General features: G+C 72.9%; 16 protein-coding genes. 3 read left to right on the forward strand and 13 right to left on the reverse strand.

Annotated elements, in window-relative coordinates:
* Positions 1 to 33: 33 nt before the first annotated feature.
* Positions 34 to 1227 carry a CapA family protein gene (locus OG522_RS05330; RefSeq protein WP_329461759.1) on the reverse strand — a complete coding sequence of 398 codons (1194 nt, stop codon included), beginning with the start codon at positions 1225 to 1227 and terminating at the stop codon, positions 34 to 36.
* 276 nt (positions 1228 to 1503) lie between these two features.
* Between OG522_RS05330 and OG522_RS05335 the strand changes: the two genes are divergently transcribed.
* Complete coding sequence (locus OG522_RS05335; RefSeq protein ID WP_329461760.1) at positions 1504 to 2124, forward strand: sigma-70 family RNA polymerase sigma factor; 621 nt, start codon at positions 1504 to 1506, stop codon at positions 2122 to 2124.
* On the opposite strand, the gene OG522_RS41200 is transcribed toward OG522_RS05335, so the two are convergent.
* Positions 2025 to 2411 (reverse strand): zf-HC2 domain-containing protein, encoded by a 387-nt coding sequence (locus tag OG522_RS41200; protein ID WP_385517153.1) that lies wholly within the window; start codon positions 2409 to 2411, stop codon positions 2025 to 2027. The two genes, OG522_RS05335 and OG522_RS41200, sit on opposite strands and share 100 nt — an antisense overlap.
* Here OG522_RS41200 and OG522_RS05345 point away from each other — a divergent pair.
* Entirely contained in the window at positions 2354 to 2848 is a 495-nt protein-coding gene (locus OG522_RS05345; RefSeq protein WP_329461762.1) for a hypothetical protein, read from the forward strand. The genes OG522_RS41200 and OG522_RS05345 overlap by 58 nt on opposite strands.
* Positions 2849 to 2855: 7 nt before the next feature.
* Here OG522_RS05345 and OG522_RS05350 read toward each other — a convergent pair whose 3' ends face one another.
* The 4 genes from OG522_RS05350 to OG522_RS05365 are packed head-to-tail and all read right to left on the reverse strand — an operon-like array spanning position 2856 to position 6881.
* Positions 2856 to 4037 carry a sensor histidine kinase gene (locus OG522_RS05350; RefSeq protein ID WP_329461763.1) on the reverse strand — a complete coding sequence of 394 codons (1182 nt, stop codon included), beginning with the start codon at positions 4035 to 4037 and terminating at the stop codon, positions 2856 to 2858.
* Positions 4034 to 5713 (reverse strand): sodium/solute symporter, encoded by a 1680-nt coding sequence (locus OG522_RS05355; RefSeq protein WP_329461764.1) that lies wholly within the window; start codon positions 5711 to 5713, stop codon positions 4034 to 4036. The genes OG522_RS05350 and OG522_RS05355 overlap by 4 nt, the downstream gene beginning before the upstream one ends.
* Positions 5710 to 6087, reverse strand: a complete 378-nt coding sequence (locus OG522_RS05360; protein ID WP_329461765.1) for a hypothetical protein — start codon at positions 6085 to 6087, stop codon at positions 5710 to 5712. The genes OG522_RS05355 and OG522_RS05360 overlap by 4 nt, the downstream gene beginning before the upstream one ends.
* 44 nt (positions 6088 to 6131) lie before the next feature.
* A complete protein-coding gene (locus OG522_RS05365; RefSeq protein ID WP_329461766.1) occupies positions 6132 to 6881 on the reverse strand; it encodes a LytR/AlgR family response regulator transcription factor in 750 nt (249 codons plus the stop codon).
* 71 nt (positions 6882 to 6952) lie between these two features.
* Here OG522_RS05365 and OG522_RS05370 point away from each other — a divergent pair, with 71 nt between their 5' ends.
* A complete protein-coding gene (locus tag OG522_RS05370) occupies positions 6953 to 7573 on the forward strand; it encodes an anti-sigma factor family protein (protein WP_329461767.1) in 621 nt (206 codons plus the stop codon).
* Positions 7574 to 7591: 18 nt separating this feature from the next.
* Here the strand turns inward: OG522_RS05370 and OG522_RS05375 are convergent, their stop codons facing one another.
* From OG522_RS05375 to OG522_RS05405, 7 genes are all read right to left on the reverse strand, one after another.
* Entirely contained in the window at positions 7592 to 8452 is an 861-nt protein-coding gene (locus OG522_RS05375) for an Fpg/Nei family DNA glycosylase (protein WP_329461768.1), read from the reverse strand.
* A gap of 29 nt (positions 8453 to 8481) precedes the next feature.
* The gene (locus tag OG522_RS05380) at positions 8482 to 9816 is read right to left on the reverse strand and encodes a wax ester/triacylglycerol synthase family O-acyltransferase (RefSeq protein ID WP_329461769.1); all 1335 of its coding nucleotides are present in this window, start codon (positions 9814 to 9816) and stop codon (positions 8482 to 8484) included.
* Between the two features lie 152 nt (positions 9817 to 9968).
* Positions 9969 to 11969 (reverse strand): SpoIIE family protein phosphatase, encoded by a 2001-nt coding sequence (locus OG522_RS05385; RefSeq protein ID WP_329467496.1) that lies wholly within the window; start codon positions 11967 to 11969, stop codon positions 9969 to 9971.
* Positions 11970 to 12232: 263 nt separating this feature from the next.
* Complete coding sequence (locus OG522_RS05390) at positions 12233 to 13432, reverse strand: DUF6777 domain-containing protein (RefSeq protein ID WP_329461770.1); 1200 nt, start codon at positions 13430 to 13432, stop codon at positions 12233 to 12235.
* A gap of 96 nt (positions 13433 to 13528) precedes the next feature.
* Entirely contained in the window at positions 13529 to 15883 is a 2355-nt protein-coding gene (locus tag OG522_RS05395) for an alpha-L-fucosidase (protein WP_329461771.1), read from the reverse strand.
* A 130-nt stretch (positions 15884 to 16013) separates the two neighbouring features.
* Positions 16014 to 18035 (reverse strand): S9 family peptidase, encoded by a 2022-nt coding sequence (locus OG522_RS05400; protein ID WP_329461772.1) that lies wholly within the window; start codon positions 18033 to 18035, stop codon positions 16014 to 16016.
* A gap of 207 nt (positions 18036 to 18242) precedes the next feature.
* Complete coding sequence (locus tag OG522_RS05405; protein ID WP_329461773.1) at positions 18243 to 18416, reverse strand: hypothetical protein; 174 nt, start codon at positions 18414 to 18416, stop codon at positions 18243 to 18245.
* Positions 18417 to 18541 lie beyond the last annotated feature (125 nt).

Here is an 18541-nt window from a genome sequence, read left to right on the forward strand (position 1 = left end):
GCGAGGTGGCGCACCGGACTTCCACCCGCCTGCTCAGCGCCCCATCGTCAGGCCGTCCTTCGCCGCACCGCGGCTGAGCACCGCCTCCTTGATGTGCTCCTGCGCCACGGTGTACTCGTCCCGGCCGGGCGCCTTGGCCAGGGCGTCGGGCAGGCTCATCACGCGGCCGAGGTCGACGTCGATCCACTGCGGTACGAACTCGGCCTTGGTGACCTCCCAGCGGGCGCCCGGTTTGACGGGCGGCGCGAAGGTGAAGCGGGCGATGGAACTCATGTTGCCGCGGTCGTCGCGCGCGTCCGTCTCGTTGAACATCTCGCCCGCGATCTGGTCGCCCTCCCCGTACACGATCCAGGTGCCGTTGACCTTCTCGTACGGCTGCGGGATGTGCGCGTGGGTGCCGAGGATCAGGTCGATGTCGGGGCGGCCGCCGGTCTTCGACGCGGTGAGTGCCTTGCCGAGGGTGAGCTGCTGCTCGTCGGGCTCGGTCTGCCACTCGGTGCCCCAGTGGACGCTGACCACCACGAGGTCGGCGCCCGCGGCCCTGGCCGCCCGCGCATCCGCGATGATCTTCTTCTGGTCGATGAGGTGGACCGCCCACGGCTGTCCGTCCGGCATCGGGTGGTCGTTGGTGTCGTAGGTGTACGCGAGTTGCGCGACCTTGGCGCCGCCCGCCGACAGCAGCGCGGGCCGCGCCGACTCCTGGGCGGTGCGGCCGGACCCGGTGTGGCGCAGCCCCACCTTGTCGAAGGCCTTCAGGGTGCGGGCGACGCCGTCGGCGCCGTCGTCCAGGGTGTGGTTGGAGGCCGTGGAGCAGGAGTCGTAGCCGGTGTCCTTGAGCGCGGCGGCGATCTGCGGCGGGGACTTGAACGCCGGGTATCCGGTGAAGGGGCCCTCGTCCGGTCCGTACACGGTCTCCATGTGGCAGATCGCCAGATCGGCCCGGGAGATGATCGGCTTGACCCCGGCGAGCATCGGTCTGAAGTCGTAACCCCTGCCGCCCGCATCGGAGTTGGCGCGCTCGATGGTCGAGTCGTGCGGGAGTACGTCGCCGGTGGCGACCAGGGTGAACGGCCGCTGGGCGACGGCGCCCCCGGAGGCCGGGGACCGCTGCGGGTGCGGAGGTGCGGGGGCGGGCCGGTGCCCGTCGCCGCATCCTGCTGTGGCCGCGAACAGGAGGGCCGCGACGGCCGCCGCCCTGCCTCTCGCGCGCTGGATCGGCTGCTGCATCGGTGTCGGGCTCCGTTGATCGGGGGCGGTCCTCTGTCCGAAATCCACCTCCCGAGCACGGCCCGGTCAAGCCGACAAGCCGTTCATATGACCGAAGACCGCTGGATCGGACGCATGCCCTCCCGCGTGTCGCCCCGCCCGGGGACCGCTCGCCGCACCACTCGCCGCCCGCTTCGACCGCTTGTCGCACCGTGCGGTGCGCGATCTGTCGCCTTCCGCCCGGATGCGCTCGGATACGGGCTGCGGGCGACGGCATCCGGGGAAAGGGCGTTCACGATGAGCACGACAGTCGCGGACCTGCGGCGGTACGCCCCCGAAACGGATCTGGCCGAACTCCAGCGGGCGCACGGTCCGGCGCTGCTCCGCTTCCTGCTCCGGCTGACCCTGGGCGACCGGCAGCGGGCCGAGGATCTCGCACAGGAGACCCTGGTGCGGGCCTGGCAGCATCCCGAGGCCTTCGAGGCGCCGTACCGCTCGATGCGGCCGTGGCTGTTCACGGTCGCGCGGCGGCTCGCGATCGACGCGCACCGGGGCCGGCTCGCCCGGCCCGCCGAGGTCGGCGACGAGGTGCTGCTCACCACGGCGGAGCCCGGCGACCACACGGAGCGCGCCGCCGCCGCGCTCGACGTCCGCGAGGCCGTGCGGACGCTCAGCCCCCAACACCGGGCGGTTCTCGTGCAGTTGTATTTCCGCGGCCAGAGCGTGAACGAGGCCGCGACGGCGCTCGGCATCGCGCCGGGAACCGTCAAGTCCCGTGCGTACTACGCGTTGCGTGCGTTGGCCCGGGTGCTGCCCGGCTATTCTTCCTCAGGGCCCGAAGGGCTCTGCTCAACGGGCGCCAGGTCCGTCTCGGCGAGCAGGGCGAGCAGCGACGGCGTGTCCGCGACCTCCCGGTAGGCGGTCCGGCATCCGGCACAACGGCGCAGATGCGCGGCGACGAAACGGCCCTCGCCGGGGGCGAGAGCACCGAGTACGTAAGCGCCGAGCAGCTGCCGCACATGCATGAGCACCTCGTGACTTGTGACGGATCCTGCCCTTCTGGCCACGGCGGGCACGCGCCCCCGGTTCAATGCTCCCTGGAGCTCCCCGGGAGCGCCGGGACGGTCGATGAAAGAGGCGAGACAGGATGCGTCCGGAGGGAAGTAACGGGACCAGCGGTGGCGAGCTGGTGGTGCCGATGGCATGGATGTACGCCGAGTACATCGCAGACGAGTTGTTGCGTACCGGCGATCTGATGCCGCCGACGACGCTGGAGTTCCGGGCGGGGCGCAACGCGCTGGCCCTGACGATCTTCCTGTCCGACGGGGCGGTCGGCGGGGCGCGTGTGGTGGCCCGGCTCGAAGAATGGAGTTCGCTCACCGCGGCCGGGCGGCCGTGGCGGCGCTGGGTCTGTTCGCGGCTGCGGCACCTGGTCCACGCCGCGGATCCGGGTCCCGATCTCGCGATGGCGCGGGCCGCCTGGCGGTGGCTGGAGGAGACCGAGCTGCTCGCGGCGGATCTGGACGCGGTGGTCCCGGGCGGGGTGGATCCGCGTGCGAGCGAGGAGGACGAGCCCCGGGTGTGGACACCCGCCTGGGAACTCGGGCTGCCGCTCGGCCACTTGGCGATCCACCTCTTCTGACGTCACGTCAACTATGCACACCCGCACGGTATTTGGGTATGCGGGCCGTGACTTTCATGCCCGCGCCGACGCCGGTCTCGATGACCAGGCCGTACGCGTCTCCGTACACCTGCCGCAGCCGTTCGTCGACGTTGAGCAGACCGATGCCGGTGGACGGGCCGCCGTCGCCGCGCAGGATGCGGCGCAGCCGTTGCGGATCCATGCCGACGCCGTCGTCCTCGATGACGACCTCGGCCTCGTTGCCCGCGTCCAGGGCGCTGATGGTGATGCGGCTGGTCGCGACCGCGCCTTCGATGCCGTGCTTGACGGCGTTCTCCACGAGCGGCTGGAGGCAGAGGAAGGGGAGGGCCACGGGCAGCACTTCCGGAGCCACCTGGAGGGTGACCGACAGGCGGTCGCCGAACCGGGCCCGAGCCAGGGCCAAGTACTGGTCGATGGAGTGGAGTTCGTCGGCGAGCGTGGTGAAGTCTCCATGTCTGCGGAACGAGTACCGGGTGAAGTCGGCGAATTCCAGGAGGAGTTCGCGGGCGCGCTCCGGGTCGGTCCGCACGAAGGAGGCGATGGCGGCGAGTGAGTTGAAGATGAAATGCGGTGAGATCTGGGCGCGCAGGGCCTTGATCTCGGCTTCGATCAACCGGGTGCGGGAGCGGTCGAGTTCGGCTAGCTCCAGCTGTACGGAGACCCAGCGGCCGACCTCGCCCGCCGCCCGCGCGAGCACCGCCGACTCGCGGGGCGCGCAGGCGATCAGCGTGCCGAGGACCCGGTCGTCCACCGTCAGCGGGACGGCCACCGCCCAGCGCAGCGGGCAGTCCAGGTCCTCGCAGGACAGCGGGAACGCCCGGTCGCGTCCGGTGTCGAGCAACGCCGCCATCTGATCCATGATGTGGGCGCTGTGGTGCTGCTCCCCCGCCCCGTCCCAGGTCAGGATGGTGTCGCGGTCGGTGAGGCAGAGCGCGTCGGTGCCGAGCAGCGAGCGCAGCCGGCGGGCCGATTTGCGGGCGGCCTCGGCGGTGAGGCCGGCCCGCAGCGGGGGCGCGGCCAGGGAGGCGGTGTGCAGGGTCTCGAAGGTGGCGAGCTCGACGGGTGTTCCGACGTCGCTGGGGCGCCGGGTGCGGGCGGTGCGCCGCCCGAGCAGGAATCCGGCGGCGGCGAGCAGTGGGCCGAGGAAGAGCAGTGCGGCCAGGGTCATCGGCGCACCCCTGACCCGCCGGCCAGGGCCTCGGGCAGGTGGAAGCGGGTCAGGGCGGCGTTGGTGCCGGGCGGGATCCGGGCCGGGGTGGCAAGCGACACCAGGACCATGGCGAGGAAGCCGACGGGCACCGACCACGGGGCGGGCCAGGCGAGCAGCGTGTGCGCGAGGCCGGTCGGGGCCGCCCCGAGGACGGTGACGGCGACGGCGAGCAGCGCGGAGCCGCCGCCGAGCAGCAGCCCGGCGGCCGCGCCCGGCGGGGTCAGGCGCCGCCACCAGATGCCGAGCACGAGCAGCGGGCAGAACGAGGACGCGGACACCGCGAACGCCATGCCCACCGCGTCGGCCACCGGCACCCCGCTGACCAGCAGTGCGCCGAGCAGCGGCACGGAGATGGCGAGCGGGGTCGCGAGGCGGAAGTGGCGTACGCCGCGGGAGGGGAGCACGTCCTGGGTGAGGACTCCGGCGACCGCCATGGTGAGCCCGGAGGCGGTGGACAGGAAGGCGGCGAACGCGCCGCCCGCGACGAGCGCGCCGAGCAGATCGCCGCCGGTCCCGCCGACGAGCCGCTCGGGCAGCAGCAGGACGGCCGCGTCGGCGTCACCGGTCAGCCCGAGTTCGGGTGTGTACAGGCGTCCCAGCGCGCCGTAGACGGGTGGCAGTAGGTAGAACGCGCCGATCAGGGCGAGGACGACGACGGTGGCACGGCGCGCCTCGCGGCCCCCCGGGCTGGTGTAGAAGCGGACGACGACATGGGGCAGGCCCATGGTGCCGAGGAAGGTGGCCACGATGAGGCCGTACGTGGCGTACAGCGGGTGGTCGCCGCGGCCGGTGGCCGTGGGGACGCGGGTTTCGGCGGCGAGCGCCAGCCGGGCGCCGGCCGCGATGCGGTGCTCGCCCGCCGGGAGCGTCAGCGTCTCGCCGTCGTGGCGGCGGCCGTCGACGGTGCCGGTGGCGCGGACGGAGAGGGGCTGCGCCAGGCGCAGGGTCAGGGCGTCGGCGAAGTGCACGGTCCGCTGCTGGCGCAGCGTGGCCGGTTCGTCGTAGACGGGGCGCGGAGCGCCGTCGCCCTGCCAGGCGAGGAGCAGGAAGAACACGGGGACGAGCAGCGCGGTCAGCTTCAGCCAGTACTGGAAGGCCTGGACGAAGGTGATGGAGCGCATGCCGCCCGCGGCGACCGCGAGGACCACGACGCCCGCGACGAGTACCGGACCGAGCCAGCCGGGCGCGCCGGTCAGGATCTTCAACGTCAGCCCCGCGCCCTGGAGTTGGGGCACCAGATACAGCCAGCCCGCGCCGACCACGAACACGCTCACCAGGCGCCGCACGGCCCGCGATTCGAGCCGCCCCTCCGCGAAGTCGGGCAGCGTGTAGGCGCCGGAGCGGCGCAGCGGGGCCGCGACGAAGAGCAGCAGGACGAGGTAGCCCGCCGTGTAGCCGACGGGGTACCAGAGCATGTCCGGGCCCTGGACCAGGACGAGCCCCGCGATGCCGAGGAAGGAGGCGGCGGAGAGGTATTCGCCGCTGATGGCGGCCGCGTTGAGGCCGGGACCCACTGTGCGGGAGGCGACGTAGAAGTCGGAGGTGGTGCGTGAGACACGCAGGCCGAAGCCGCCGACGAGGGCGGTCGCGAGGACGACGGAGGCCACCGCCACCACGGCGTACGTCTGGCTCACGGGGCGCGGCGCCCGTCCGTCGGCCGGTCGGCGACGAGGCGGGCGAAGTCCCGTTCGTTGCGCTCGGCGGTGCGCACGTACCACCAGGCGATCAGGCCGAGCGGCGGGTACACGGCGAAGCCGAGCACGAAGAAGGTGACCGAGTCGTCGCGCAGCGCGCCCAGGGCGAGCGGCAGGGTGGCGACGGTGAGGGCGAGCACCGCGAACCCGGTGAGGCCGGCGCGCAGTTGACCGCGCATCAGGGAGCGGACGTAGGCGCCGCCGAGTGCGGTCTGCTCGTCGATCTCGGACTGGGCGCGGTGGCGGGGCAGCGGACGGACCCTCCTCGGCTCCCCCGTGACCGTCTCGCGCCGGCCGGCCTGCTCTGCGGACATGGCGCGGAGTGTACGCAGCGCATCCCGGCTCCGGGAAGGGCAGGTCAGGGCCTGGTGCGGCGCAGCAGGCGGTCGCGTACGGTGCGCGCGTGGCGCCGGCTGACGGGGAGTTCGGCGTCACCGACCCGCACGCTCATGCTGCCCGCTTCCAGGCGGAGTTCGTCGATGCGGTCGAGGGCGACGAGATGGCTGCGGTGGACACGGACGAACCCGCGGCTGCGCCAGCGCTCCTCCAGGGTGGACAGCGGGATCCGCACGAGGTGGCTGCCGTGGGCGGTGTGCAGGCGGGCGTAGTCGCCCCGCGCTTCGGCGTAGGTGATGTCCGCGATGGCCAGGAAGCGGGTGACACCGCCGAGTTCGACGGGTATCTGGTCCCCTTCCTGGACGCTCGCCCCGCGGTCGGCGGTCAACTCGGCGACGCGGCGCACGGCTTCGGCGAGCCGCTCGCCGCGCACCGGTTTGAGGACGTAGTCGACGGCCTTGAGGTCGAAGGCCTGGACGGCGAAGTCCTCGTGGGCGGTGACGAAGACGATCAGCGGCGGGCGGGCGAATCCGGCGAGCAGGCGGGCGATGTCGAGACCGGTGAGCCCGGCCATGTGGATGTCGAGGAAGACCACGTCGACGCCCCGTTCGCCGCCGTCGGGTCCCGCGTCCAGGGCGGCCCCGATCAGCCGTAGGGCTTCGGTGGCACCGGTCGCGCCTTCGGCGGAGCGGATCCGGGGGTCGGAGCGCAGGAGGTAGAGGAGTTCTTCCAGGGCGGGGGCTTCGTCGTCGACCGCCAGTACACGCAGCATGAGGCCGGAGTTTAGGTGGGCGACGGCGGTGTGTCTTGAGTGTTCGGGCCGGTTTCTGCGTACCTGACAGCATGAGTTCGCCGCAGATCCATCAGGACGTCGGGGCCTACGCCATCGGCGTGCTCGGCGCCGCCGAGACCTTCCGGTTCGAGGAGCATCTCGCGGGGTGCGCCATGTGCAGAGGGTTGCTCGCCGAGTTCGGCGGTGTGACGGCGCTGCTCGCCGCGTACACGGCGGGCGGGGTGACCTACCCGGGTCCAGCGTCGGCCCAGATGCTGCACCGGATGCTGGGGGCGGTGGCGAGACGGCGCCGGCGCGGTCGCGTGACGCGGATCGCTCTGGTGGCCGCGGCCGCGGTACTGACGGTCGGCGGGATCGGCTTCGCCCTGCGGCCGGCGGCCCCGCCGTGGCAGCTGGCCTCGCACGCGCCCGGGGTGACGGCGTCCGTGGTGACGGCGTCCGAGGGCTGGGGCACCGATGTGGAACTCGGCCTGGCGGGCGCGCCCACGGCGTCGTGCACGCTGGTCGCGGTGGGCCGGGACGGCACGGAGCAGACGGTGGCGACCTGGGCGGACCCGGGCGGGCAGCCGGTCCGGATGCGGGGCGCGGCGGCACTGGCGCAGGGCGACATCGCCCGGTTCGAGGTGCGTACGGCCCAGGGGACTCGGCTGGCGACGATCACCCCGGCGTGAGCGGCCGCGGGGTCGGAGTCATTTGAGCAGTTTCGACAGGCGCCGGTCCGCGAGGACCTTGCCGCCCGTCTGGCAGGTGGCGCAGTACTGGAGGGAGCTGTCGGCGAAGGACACCTCGCGCACCGTGTCGCCGCAGACCGGGCAGGGCAGGCCGGTTCTGCCGTGGACGCGCAGGCCGCTCTTCTTCTCGGCCTTGAGCCGGCCCGCGGCGAGGCCCCGCGAGCGCTCCACCGCGTCGGTGAGAGTGGTGCGCAGCGCCTCGTACAGTGCGGTGATCTCCTCTTCGGTGAGGTGCGCGACCGGTTTGAACGGTGACATGCGGGCGGCGTGGAGGATTTCGTCGCTGTACGCGTTTCCGATGCCCGCGATGAGGGACTGGTCGCGCAGGGCCCCCTTGAGCTGACGGCGCTCCCCGGCGAGCAGGGCGGCCAATTCGTCGCGGCCGAAGCCGGGGGCCAGCGGGTCTGGGCCGAGCCGGGCGATGCCGGGGACCTCCTGCGGGTCGTGGACGAGGTGGGCGGCGAGGCTCTTGCGGGTGCCCGCCTCGGTGAGGTCGAAGCCGGCGCCGCCGGTCAGCGCGACGCGCAGGGCGAGCGGGCCCTTGCCGGGTTTCGGCGGGGCGGCGGGCAGGGCGTCGTGCCAGCGCAGCCAGCCCGCGCGGGCGAGGTGTACGCACAGGTGCAGCCCGTCGGCGTCGATGTCGAGGAACTTGCCGTGCCGGGCGACACCGGTGACGGTGCGCCCGGCCAGCGCGGTGTACGGCGGGTCGTAGGTCTTCAGGACGCTGATCGCGACGGGCAGGACATCCGCGATCTCCCGCCCGACCAGCTGGTCGGCCAGGAAGTCCCGCAGCGCCTCGACTTCGGGCAGTTCCGGCATACCTACCAGGGTGCCCCGGCCGGGCGGCCTCAGCGAGCCGCGCTGGCCCCGAGGAGTTCCGCCAGCTCCTGCCCGAAGCAGGCGGCGAGCCGGTCGACGTCGGGGACGGCCTTGCCGTCGGCCACCAGGCCGATGTGGACGCGGCCGTCGTACGTGGACAGGGCGACGGCCAGGGACTGGCCGCGGGCGAGCGGCGCCATCGGGTAAAGGGCACGCAGGGGGCAGCCGCCGAGCGAGAGCCGGGAGCGGGGCAGCGGCACGCTGGTGACGAGCACGTCGAAGAGGATGCGGGCCGCGCTCCCGGCCAGCGGGGCGCCGAACCGGTGGGCCAGCGACGGGAGTTGGTCGGCGAGCAGGGCGACCGCCCCGGCGCCCCGGCCCGGCCCGGCGGCCTTGTTGCGGTCCATGGCGGTGCGCACGGAGGCGAGCCTGGCCAGCGGGTCGGGCTCGGCGACCGGGAGGCCGAGCAGATAGGCGGAGAGCTTGTTGCCCGCGCCGGGCGGGGCGCCTGGGCGGCGGCGCGAGACGGGGACCAGGGCACGCGGTTCGGCGCCGGGGATCCGCGATCCGCGCTCCAGGAGCCAGCGGCGCAGCCCGCCCGCGACGACCGCGAGCAGGACGTCGTTGGCGGTGCCGCCCTCGGCCCGGCGTACGCGCTGGACGTCCTCGTGGTCGAGCACGGCGGTGGCGAGGCGGCGGGTTCCGCTGGAATCGGCGGTGAGCGCCGAGCCCGAGCCGAGCTCCAGGCGTCCGGCCCGCATCACACAGGCGCCTATGCCCACAGCCCGGGTCAGGTCGCCGACCCGCTCGCGGGCGAATCCGGCGACCTGGCCCGGCCCCGGCAGCCAGGAGCGCGGCGGTACCGTGCGGTGGCGCCGGGCACGCGGCTGGGCGAGCTGGTCGAGGATGCCCGCACCGATGGCGACCGCGCGCATGCCGTCGGCGAGCGCGTGGTGCAGCTTCACCAGGACGGCGAACGCGCCGTCGTCCTCACCGGTCAGGACGTACATCCGCCAGGGCGGCAGGCCGCGCTCCAGGGGGCGTTCCATCAACTCCCCCGCGACGCGGGCGGCTTCGGCGCCGAAGTCTCCCGCGGGCAGCCGGACGTGTTGGACGTGGCGGCGGACGTCGAAGTCCTTGTCGGCGACCCAGGCCGCGCCACCCACGGGCAGCCAGACGTCGCGTACGCACATCCGCAGCCGGCCGATGGCCGCGGCACGCTCCGCGAGGAGGTCGAGGATCTGCTCGCCGCCGGTGGCGGGCGACGCGTCGAAGTGCGCCAGCGCACCCAGATGCATGGGGTGCTCCGCCGATTCGAGGTGCCAGAACGCCAGATCAAGAGGTGCCAGCAGCTCACTGCTCAAGGGGATCCTCGGGTCGCTCGGAGGCGGACGGGCGGCGACGGTGGCGCCCGTACAGGATGAGCAGTCAAACCCCGGTGCCCGGTTACGGTCAAGTAATGAACTGTTACATATAGTTACTGCCAGGTATTGATCGGCTCACTGGCCATCACCGATCAGTACCGGTCAGGGGATTCGCGCTCCGGCACGACGAACTCGCACCACACGCACTTGCCGCTGCCGCGCGACTCCACGCCCCACACGTCGGCGAGCCGGTCGACCAGCATCAGGCCGCGCCCGGACACCCCGGAGTCGCCCGCTTCGCGACGGCGCGGCAGGGCGCTGGACCGGTCCTCGACCTCGACGCGCAGCCGGCGTTCGGCGCCGGAGAGCACCCGGATGGTGACGATCGCCCCGCCGTCGGTGTGCATGAGGGCGTTGGTGATGAGCTCGTCGGCGGCGAGTTCGATCTCGTCGGCGCGCTCCCGGGCGCCCCAGGCGCGGACCGCCGCGCGGATCATGTGCCGCGACGAGCGCAGCGCCTCCGGGTCGTTCTGCGCGACGTGCTGACGGAGCCTGCCGCCGCTCTGCGGTGCTTCCATGGCGTGACGGCGCAGGAGCAGCAGTGCCACGTCGTCGTCGCCGCCCCGCTCGTCCGTCACGTCGCAGAGCCGGTCGGCGAGCTGCTCCAGGTCCTCGGGGCCGGAGCGGACCAGGGAGGCCAGGAGCTGCATCCCGTCGTCCAGGTCGGCTCCGGGCTGCTCGACGAGTCCGTCGGTGTAGAGCAACAGGGTCTGGCCCGGGTCGAGTTCGACGGTCGACACCGGGTATTCGAGCCGCCCGAACTCGGCCGAGAGCCCGAGCGGAAGACCGCCCTCCACCGGCAGCCTGTGGCAGCTGCCGTCCACGAGGCGCACCAGTGGGTCCACGTGCCCGGCTCGCACCATCTGCACCACGCCGGTGCTCAGGTCGGCCTCCGCGTAGGTGCAGGTGGCGAACCGGTCGGTGTCCAGCTCGTGCAGGAAGACCGACGCCCGCGCCATCACGGTGGCCGGCGAGTGCCCTTCGGCGGCGTACGCGCGCAGCACGATGCGCAGCTGCCCCATCACGGCGGCGGCGTGCGTGTCGTGCCCCTGTACGTCGCCGATGGCCACGCCGACCCGGCCGCCGGGCAGCGGGATCACGTCGTACCAGTCGCCGCCGATGTCCCGGCCGAACTTGGCCGAGCGGTAGCGGACCGCGAGCTGGGCGCCGGGCACCTCGGGGATGCGGCGCGGCAGCATCGCCTGCTGGAGCCCCTCGGCGAGGTCGTGCTCCTGCTCGTACAGCATGGCCCGCTGGAGGGACTGGGCGATCGAACTGCCCAGCGTCACAAGGAGGTTGCGCTCGTCGCTGGTGAATCCGTACTTGCCGCTGTAGAGCAGCCCGAGCGCGCCGATCGGGCGGGCCTGGGCGATCAGCGGCAGATAGGCGGCGGAGGTGATGCCGAGGCCGCTGATGTTCGGCCACAGGACAGGGTAGGACGAGGCGAAGTCCTCGGGCGATTCGATGAAGCGGGGTGCGAGGGTGCGGATCACCTCGCTCATCGGGTACTCCTCGTCGATCCGGGTCCACCGGGTGCCCGGCACGAAGCTGTCCGCGGGCCCCTCGGCGATGAGGTGGATGCGGCCGGACTCCAGGAGCCCCATGACGAGGCTGGTGGCGCCGAGGTACTCGGGGCCCCGCGAGTCCTTCATGACGTCGATGACGTCCTTGACCGTCCTGGCGTGCGCCAGGGCGGCGGTGGTGGCCTCCACGACGCTGGTGGTGCGGCGCCGTTCGTCGTCGAGGCCGGCCCCGGCGGTGGATTCGGCGAGTTCCTGGGTCGCGTCGCGGACGATGCCGATGATGCGCAGCGGGCGGCCGGTCTCGTCCCGGCGCACGAAGCCCTGGGTGTGGGTCCAGCGCAGGCCGCCGTCGCGGCGCCGGATGCGGAAGTACACCCCGTAGTTGACGCTGCCGTTCTTCAGGGCCTGCGAGACGAGCGCGTCGAGCCGGACGGCCTCGGCGGGCGGCACGCGGGCGCTCAGCGTGTCGGGCTTGTTGTCGTACTCGTCGGGACGCAGGTCGAACACGCCGAGCGCCGGCTCGTCCATGTGCAGGAGACCGGTGACCAGGTCCCAGTCGAAGCTGCCCATCCGCAGGTCTGGGCCGTAGGCGTGAAGGAAACGGCACTCCGCGCCGCCGGAGAGGTCGCCGCACTGGCACGCCTCCCCCGCCCCCGCACCCCCTGTACCCGCGTCCATGGGGCCACGCTAGGCGCACCCCGGAGCGCTCGCACGTGGGAGGCGGAGAGTTGTCGGAGCCGCCCGCGCGGGACGGGGAGGGCCGCCGCGGTGGCGGACGGGAGCCCTGCCGCGCGGCGCGGCAGGGCTCCCGTCGGCCTTCGGGCCCAGCGGGCTCAGACGTTCTCCGCATCCGGTGAGGGCCCGATGATGCCGGAGTCCGGCTCGCTCGGCGGACCGGAGGGGACGCCGGTCGACGGCGAGGGCTGTGCGCTGGTCCCGCCGTCGGGCGGCTGCGGCGGAGCCGGGGTCGAGGGCGTCGCGGGCGACGGCGTCGACGGGCCCGCCACCGGGGCGGACGGCGAGGCGGTCACCGTCCGCGTCGCGGTCGGGCAGTTGCTCGGGGGCGGTTCCGGTGAGCGCGGCAGGGCGAGCGGCGGCCCGGAGCGGGGCGGCTGCGACGCGGTGGGCGTCTCGGTGACGGTGACCGTCGGCGCGGGACTGGGGCATTCGGGGCTCGGCGACGGCGGCGAGGAGCTGACGTGCGGCGAGCTGCTGGGGCTCGGGGAGGACGGCTCGGGGACGGGCGGCTTCTTCGGGTCGATCGTGATGTCGGGGCGCCGTCGGTCGTGCTGCCCGTCGTCGCCGGTCGGCCGCTCGATCCAGGTGTTGTTGGTGATGTTGACGATCACGAGGCTGTTGATGACCACCGTGGTCGGCCGGATGACGATGACCTGGCTGGGCCGGTAGCCCGGCCACGGCTTGCCCTTGTCGGTCCAGTTGCCCTGGTGGGCGTTGGGCGGCTTCAGCGGGTTCCCGCAGGCGCACCGCACGCGCGGCTCGCCGTGGTCGTCGACGAGGACCGCGGTGCCCGCTTGCAGCACCGACTGGAAACTGGTGGCCGCGCCGCCCCTGAAGCCGTGGTTGGTGACCCGGGTGTCGACCCGCAGCACCACGGGGGTCAGTCCGCGCAGGAAGGTCGGGATGTCGGCCGGGTCGATTCCGGCCGCGTCCGCGAAGGCCCGCTCCTTGGTCCGGTCGCCGACGAGGAAGGTGATCTGCTTCTCCACGTCACAGCTGGCGACCGACTGCGTACCGCCGTACAGGCCCGGTGCGGCGCCGGAGACGGGCCGCGTCATCTGGAGGCCCGGGGTCGGCGCGCTGCTCCGCGAACCGGGCGGAGCCGACGGTGTGGGGGTCGCCGTGGACTCGGCGGTGGACTCGGTGAACGGGTCCGGTCCGGCTGCCGCGATCGGCTGGAGGTCGAGGTCCTGCTGATCGTCGGCGCTGCTGGCGCCGCCGCCGCATCCGGCGGCGAAGGCGGCGAAGGACAGCACGGCGGCCGCGGCAGCGCATCTGCGCAGGGTCGAGGGCACGTGGATCTCCCACCTGTACGCCCCGAGTTGCTCCCTCATTGTGTGCCGCAGCCGCGCGCGTCCCGCAAACGGACGGGGTCCGGCCGAGTCAACGGCTCAGCGCAGCCACTCCACCTTGAACACCCAGGTGTGGCTGCCCGCCGCCCGCGCGGCGGGCGGTACGTCGATGACGAGTCCGCCGCCGGTGGTCCGCCAGGTGAGCGGCCGCCCGTGTCCGAGCATGGTGACCCGGTCGCCGGCCCGGATCGGCACGGGCGCCTCGACGGTGAGGGTGGCCCCCGGCTTGGCCAGCGAGTGGATGTAGAAGGCGCGCCCCGGCCGTACCGTGAACCGCAGATCGGCGCCGAGCTGGGGCATCCGCGCCCAGTACGTGGAACCGTAGATCGCCTCGCCGTTGGTTTTGAGCCACTGCCCCGTCTCGCGCAGCCGGCGCTGCATGACCTCGGGGATGGTGCCGTCGGCCCGCGGTCCGATGTCGAGCAGGAAGTTGCCGTTCTTGCTGACGATGTCGACGAGGGTGTGCACGACCTCCTCGGTGCTCATGTACCTGTCGTCGGGGGTGGCCTGGTTGTAGCCGTAGCTGAACGGGTCCAGGCCGCGGCTCGCCTCCCACTTCGCCGTCACCACCGTGTCGTACGTGGCGTACTCGGGCGTGGTGAAGTCGTGCGGCCCGATGCCGGAGCGGTTGTTGACGGTCACCTCGATGGGCCGGGGCCGGTTCTTGGCGTGGTTGAAGTACTCGGTGAGCACACGGTGGCTGTCGTTGGCGCCGCCGATGTCGCACCACAGGATCTCCGGGTCGTACCCCTCGACCAGCTCCAGCATCTGCGGGGCCTGGAGATCCTTGATGTAGTCCTTGCCGGGGGTGTAGCCGGTGTACGGGAGCGGCTGGAGGGTGTACGGGTTGCGCGGGCCGTGTCCCTGCCAGGGGCTGTCCGGGTTGAACCACTCCGGCATCGAGAAGTACAGGCCCCGGTGGAGTTCCGGCGCGTACCGCTTGGACGCCTCGAACAGGGCGCGGACCAGGTCCTTCTTCGGCCCCATCTGCACCGCGTTGCGGTCGGACACCTTGCTGTCCCACAGCGCGAAGCCTTCGTGGTGCTTGGAGGTGAGGACGTGGTACTGGGCGCCGGCGTCGCGGAACAGCTCGACCCAGGAGCGGGGGTCGAACCGTTCGGCGGTGAAGCGCGGGATGAAGTCGTCGTAGTTGAAGGACTCGCCGTAGGTCTGACGGTGGTAGGCGTACGTGGGGTTCTTCGGGTCCTGCATCTGGGACCAGTACCACTCGGCGTACTGCACCCCGACCGGCGCCCAGGCCGGTACGGAGTAGACGCCCCAGTGGATGAAGATGCCGAACTTGGCGTCCTGGAACCAGTAGGGCGCCTGGTGCGAGGACAGCGAGGCGTCGGTCGGTGCGAAGTCCGGTACGCCGAGGGTGAGTTGGCGGGCGACGGAGGCAGCGTCGCGCCCCCGGCCGCGCGCCACCACGTGCCCGTCGCGCACGGTGCCGGGGGCGGTTCCGGCCCGGGGCCGGATACCGATGCGGACCCTGGCCTGGTCTCCCGGATGGAGCCGGGGGATGCGGGCGGCTTCCACCGTTCGGGCGCCGTCGACCTCGACCTCGACGCTCAGCGAGTCGGAGGCGAGCAGGGTGACGGTGCCCGCGTTGACGACGGTGGCTTCGACGCTCTGGGCGCCCGAGGCGAGCGAGGTGGTGGTCGAGCGGGCATCGCGCAGGGCGATCGCGCGGCCCTCGGCGGCGGGTTGCAGGGACAGCGCGAAGACGTGCAGGGCCGGTTTGTCCGGCTGGGCGGGGTTGGTGACGGGGAGGGTGAGCGCGACGGCCTCACGGCCGGGGTCCATGGGCAGTTCGGCCGTGGCGACGACGACCGGGTGCGGGTCCTTCGACCCGTCCGGCCCGTAGCGGTAGGCGGCCGTCAACTGTCCGCTGCCTCCGTACCAGTCGGGGCCGCCGAGTGCGGCGGCCGAGGTACTGCCGTCGGCGTAGTGGACGGTCGCCTGCCCCGATGCGGCACCGTAGCTGGCGGCGACGAGGAACAGGGCGGACAGATAGCGCCCAGGCGGCAGGTCGATGCGTTGTCCGAGCGCGACGATGTTGTTCTTCGCTCCGGCGGCGGCGCCGGGGAAGACATACCGTACGCCGTCCAACTCCACGGCGCCCGTGGGTAGTTCCTCCGCGGGGTACGTGTACCCGGAGCCGTCGAAGTCGCCGCCGCGGGCGCTGGCGGTGTCGATGCCGTCGTTGTCGAACCAGCGGTCGAGGGCTACGGGGACGGCCGGGGGGACCGCCCCCCACCCGCCATCGGCGGCGGCCGCGTCGGCGGGGGTGGCCAGGGGGCTCGCATCGGCCGTGGCCGGCGAGAGAAGGGCGGCGCCGACTGCCGCCCCCGCCGTCATTCCGAGTACGTGACGTCTGGGAAGTTCGGTCATGACATCCGATGATTGAAGCGAATCAGGGACATGTCAATGCCTCAAACATGCCTGGAATAGGCATGCTTCACGAACTCATCCGACCTCTGAGCCGCTGAGTCACCTGATGGATCGTCACCATCCGGACGTGTCACAGCAGTTCGGGACGCCGCCACTCCTGGCCGAGCACATGGTGGTCCAGGAAGTTCAGGAGGGCCGAATACCACAGGCGGGCGTGGGCGGGGGTGAGGATCCAGTGGCCCTCGTCGGGGAAGTACAGGAATTTCGCCGGGACTTCGCGGCGCTGGAGCTCCTGGAACAGGGCCATGCCCTGGCCGACCGGGACCCGGTAGTCCTTCGCTCCGTGCACCACCAGCATGGGCGTGCGGATGCGGTCCGCCGCGAAGGACGGGGAGTTCTCCTCGTGGCGCTCCGGCCGGGTCAGCGGGTCGCCGAAGATCCGCCGGTGGTAGGCCGAGGCGTCCGTGACGGCCTGGTGCGAGGGCAGGTCCCACAGGCCCGCGTGCGAGACGATCGCCTTGAAGCGGTCCGTCAGCGTCGCGATCCGGTTGGCCATGTAGCCGCCGTAGGAGGCACCCGCGAGTCCGGTGCGCGTCGCGTCGATGTCCGGGCGGGCCTCGGCGGTGTCCGTCATCGCCATCAGGTCCCGGTAGGGCGTGCCGCCCCACTGCCCCCAGCCGCGCTCGTGCATCCGGGGCCCGTACCCGGACGACATCGCCGGATCGGGCAGCAGCACCGCGTAGCCGCGCGCCGTGAAGGGCCACGGGTTCCAGCGCCAGGTCCAGGCGTTCCACGAGCTGTGCGGGCCGCCGTGCGGGACGAGGACCAGTGGCGCGGGCCGCTCGGCGGACGCCCCTTCCGGCAGCACCAGCCAGGCGCGCAGCGGGAATCCGTCGTCGCCCGCCGTGTGCACCTCGGTCAGGGTGCCCGGCAGTCGGCCCACCCCGCCGGGCGCCTTGAGCTCGGCCGGTTCCTGGTCGGGTTCGGCGGCGTCGAGGCGGACCGGGGTGGGCGGCGCGTCCACAGAGCTGCGCAGCGCGTACAGCGTGCGTCCGTCGGGCGCGACGCAGAGCGAGGTGTACGCGCCGGAGACGGTGAGGCGGGTGACGGTGCCGTCGGGGTCGCGCCGGAAGACGGGGCGGTGGCCGAGTTCGTCGGCGGTGAACCACAAGGTGGCCTGGTCGGGACGCGGCGACACGACGGCGCCGGCCGGCCAGTTCGGGAAGTCCGGCATCAGCTCGCTCTCCGCGCCGCTCGCCAGGTCGATGCGGACGAGCGTCCAGCTGTACGGCTCCTGGTAGGTCTCCCTGAGCTGGCGCGCGCAGATCAGACCGGTGCCGTCGGCGGTGAACAGCGGGGCGCCGTAGGCGTATCCGGCGCGGTCGACGACGTGCAGCCGTTCGCCGGTCGTCGCGTCGGCGACCACGACGACGGTGCGGTTGTCGTCCGGCACCCGGCCGTGCTCGAAGCGGGTGTGGGCGACGCGGGTGCCGTCGGGCGACAGGGCGGTGTCGGCCTCGCTCACGAAGCCCTGCCCGCCCGCGTCGACCGCGGCGCCGTCGTCACCGGTGCGGACGAAGGTGTGCGCCTCGTCGGGGCCGAGGTCGCGGTTCCAGAACCGGGTGAGCCCGGACTCGTACAGGATCGCGGTGACCTTCGCTTCGGCGCGGTCCTTGCGGAGCTTTCCGTGCGCCTCGGCGTCGGCCGCGCCGGGCAGCAGTCCGGCGGTGTAGGCGAGGGCGCCGGTGTCGCGGGCGAGGGTGAATCCGGCGATGCCGCCGGGGTGGCGGGCTATCAGCGCGGCCTCGCCGCTCGCCGGCAGGGCCCACACCGCGGAGCCCTCCGCGGTGTCCTTCGCCGCGCCGGGGTCGCTGTCCTCGCGGCCGGAGAGGAAGTAGAGCGTTCCGTCGGCGGCGAACGCGGGCGCGGACTCGCCCTTGTGGGAGCGGGTCAGCCGACGCGGCTCGCGCCCGCCCGCGGGATCGATCTCCCACAGCCCCGACACATACCGGTTGCCCTTGCCGTTGAGGCTCTGCACGGCGGCCACCAGCCGGTTGCCGTCGGGCGAGAGCGCGAGGGCGGTCACCCGCGGGGTCGCGAGGAAGGCGGACAGGTCATGGAATGCGGTGCTGTCACCGGGTGTCTCGGACATGCCGGTCATCCTGCCGCGCCGCACTCTTGGGCGACAGATCGCCCCCGGGGCGCGGCGCCTAACTCGCTTGCTGTCAGGGCGCGTTGGCCGTCATCCGCTGGGCTCGGGCATGGGTGTCCCCGTACGGAACCGGCCCGGGTAGCGGCCCCTCGCCGACCCGTGCCCCCCGGCACAGGCGGGGGGCACGGGTCGGCAGGCGGCCGCAGGTCAGTCGATGCCGGGCAGGATGTGCGGCTCCGCGAGGTCCTCTTCGTAACCCGCGAGGCGGATCGGGGCCGATCGGGCCCAGGCCTCCAGGTAGCGGAGCTTCTCGGGCCGTCCGGCCCGCTCGCCGCCGCGTTCCGGCGTCCGGTGTTCGCGTTCTGTCGTCTCTGGTGTCACCGCGCACTCCTTTGTGTCGCGTAACCCTGAAGCGTCCCGGCAAGCGTCGATCTCGACCCGGTGTCCGCCCGCAGGGCAGGGGCAAGGGAAGTTCTGACGCGGTGGCGCCGGCACTCTGTCCGCAT

It is taken from the genome of Streptomyces sp. NBC_01431 (genome assembly GCF_036231355.1).
GTDB lineage: Bacteria > Actinomycetota > Actinomycetes > Streptomycetales > Streptomycetaceae > Streptomyces.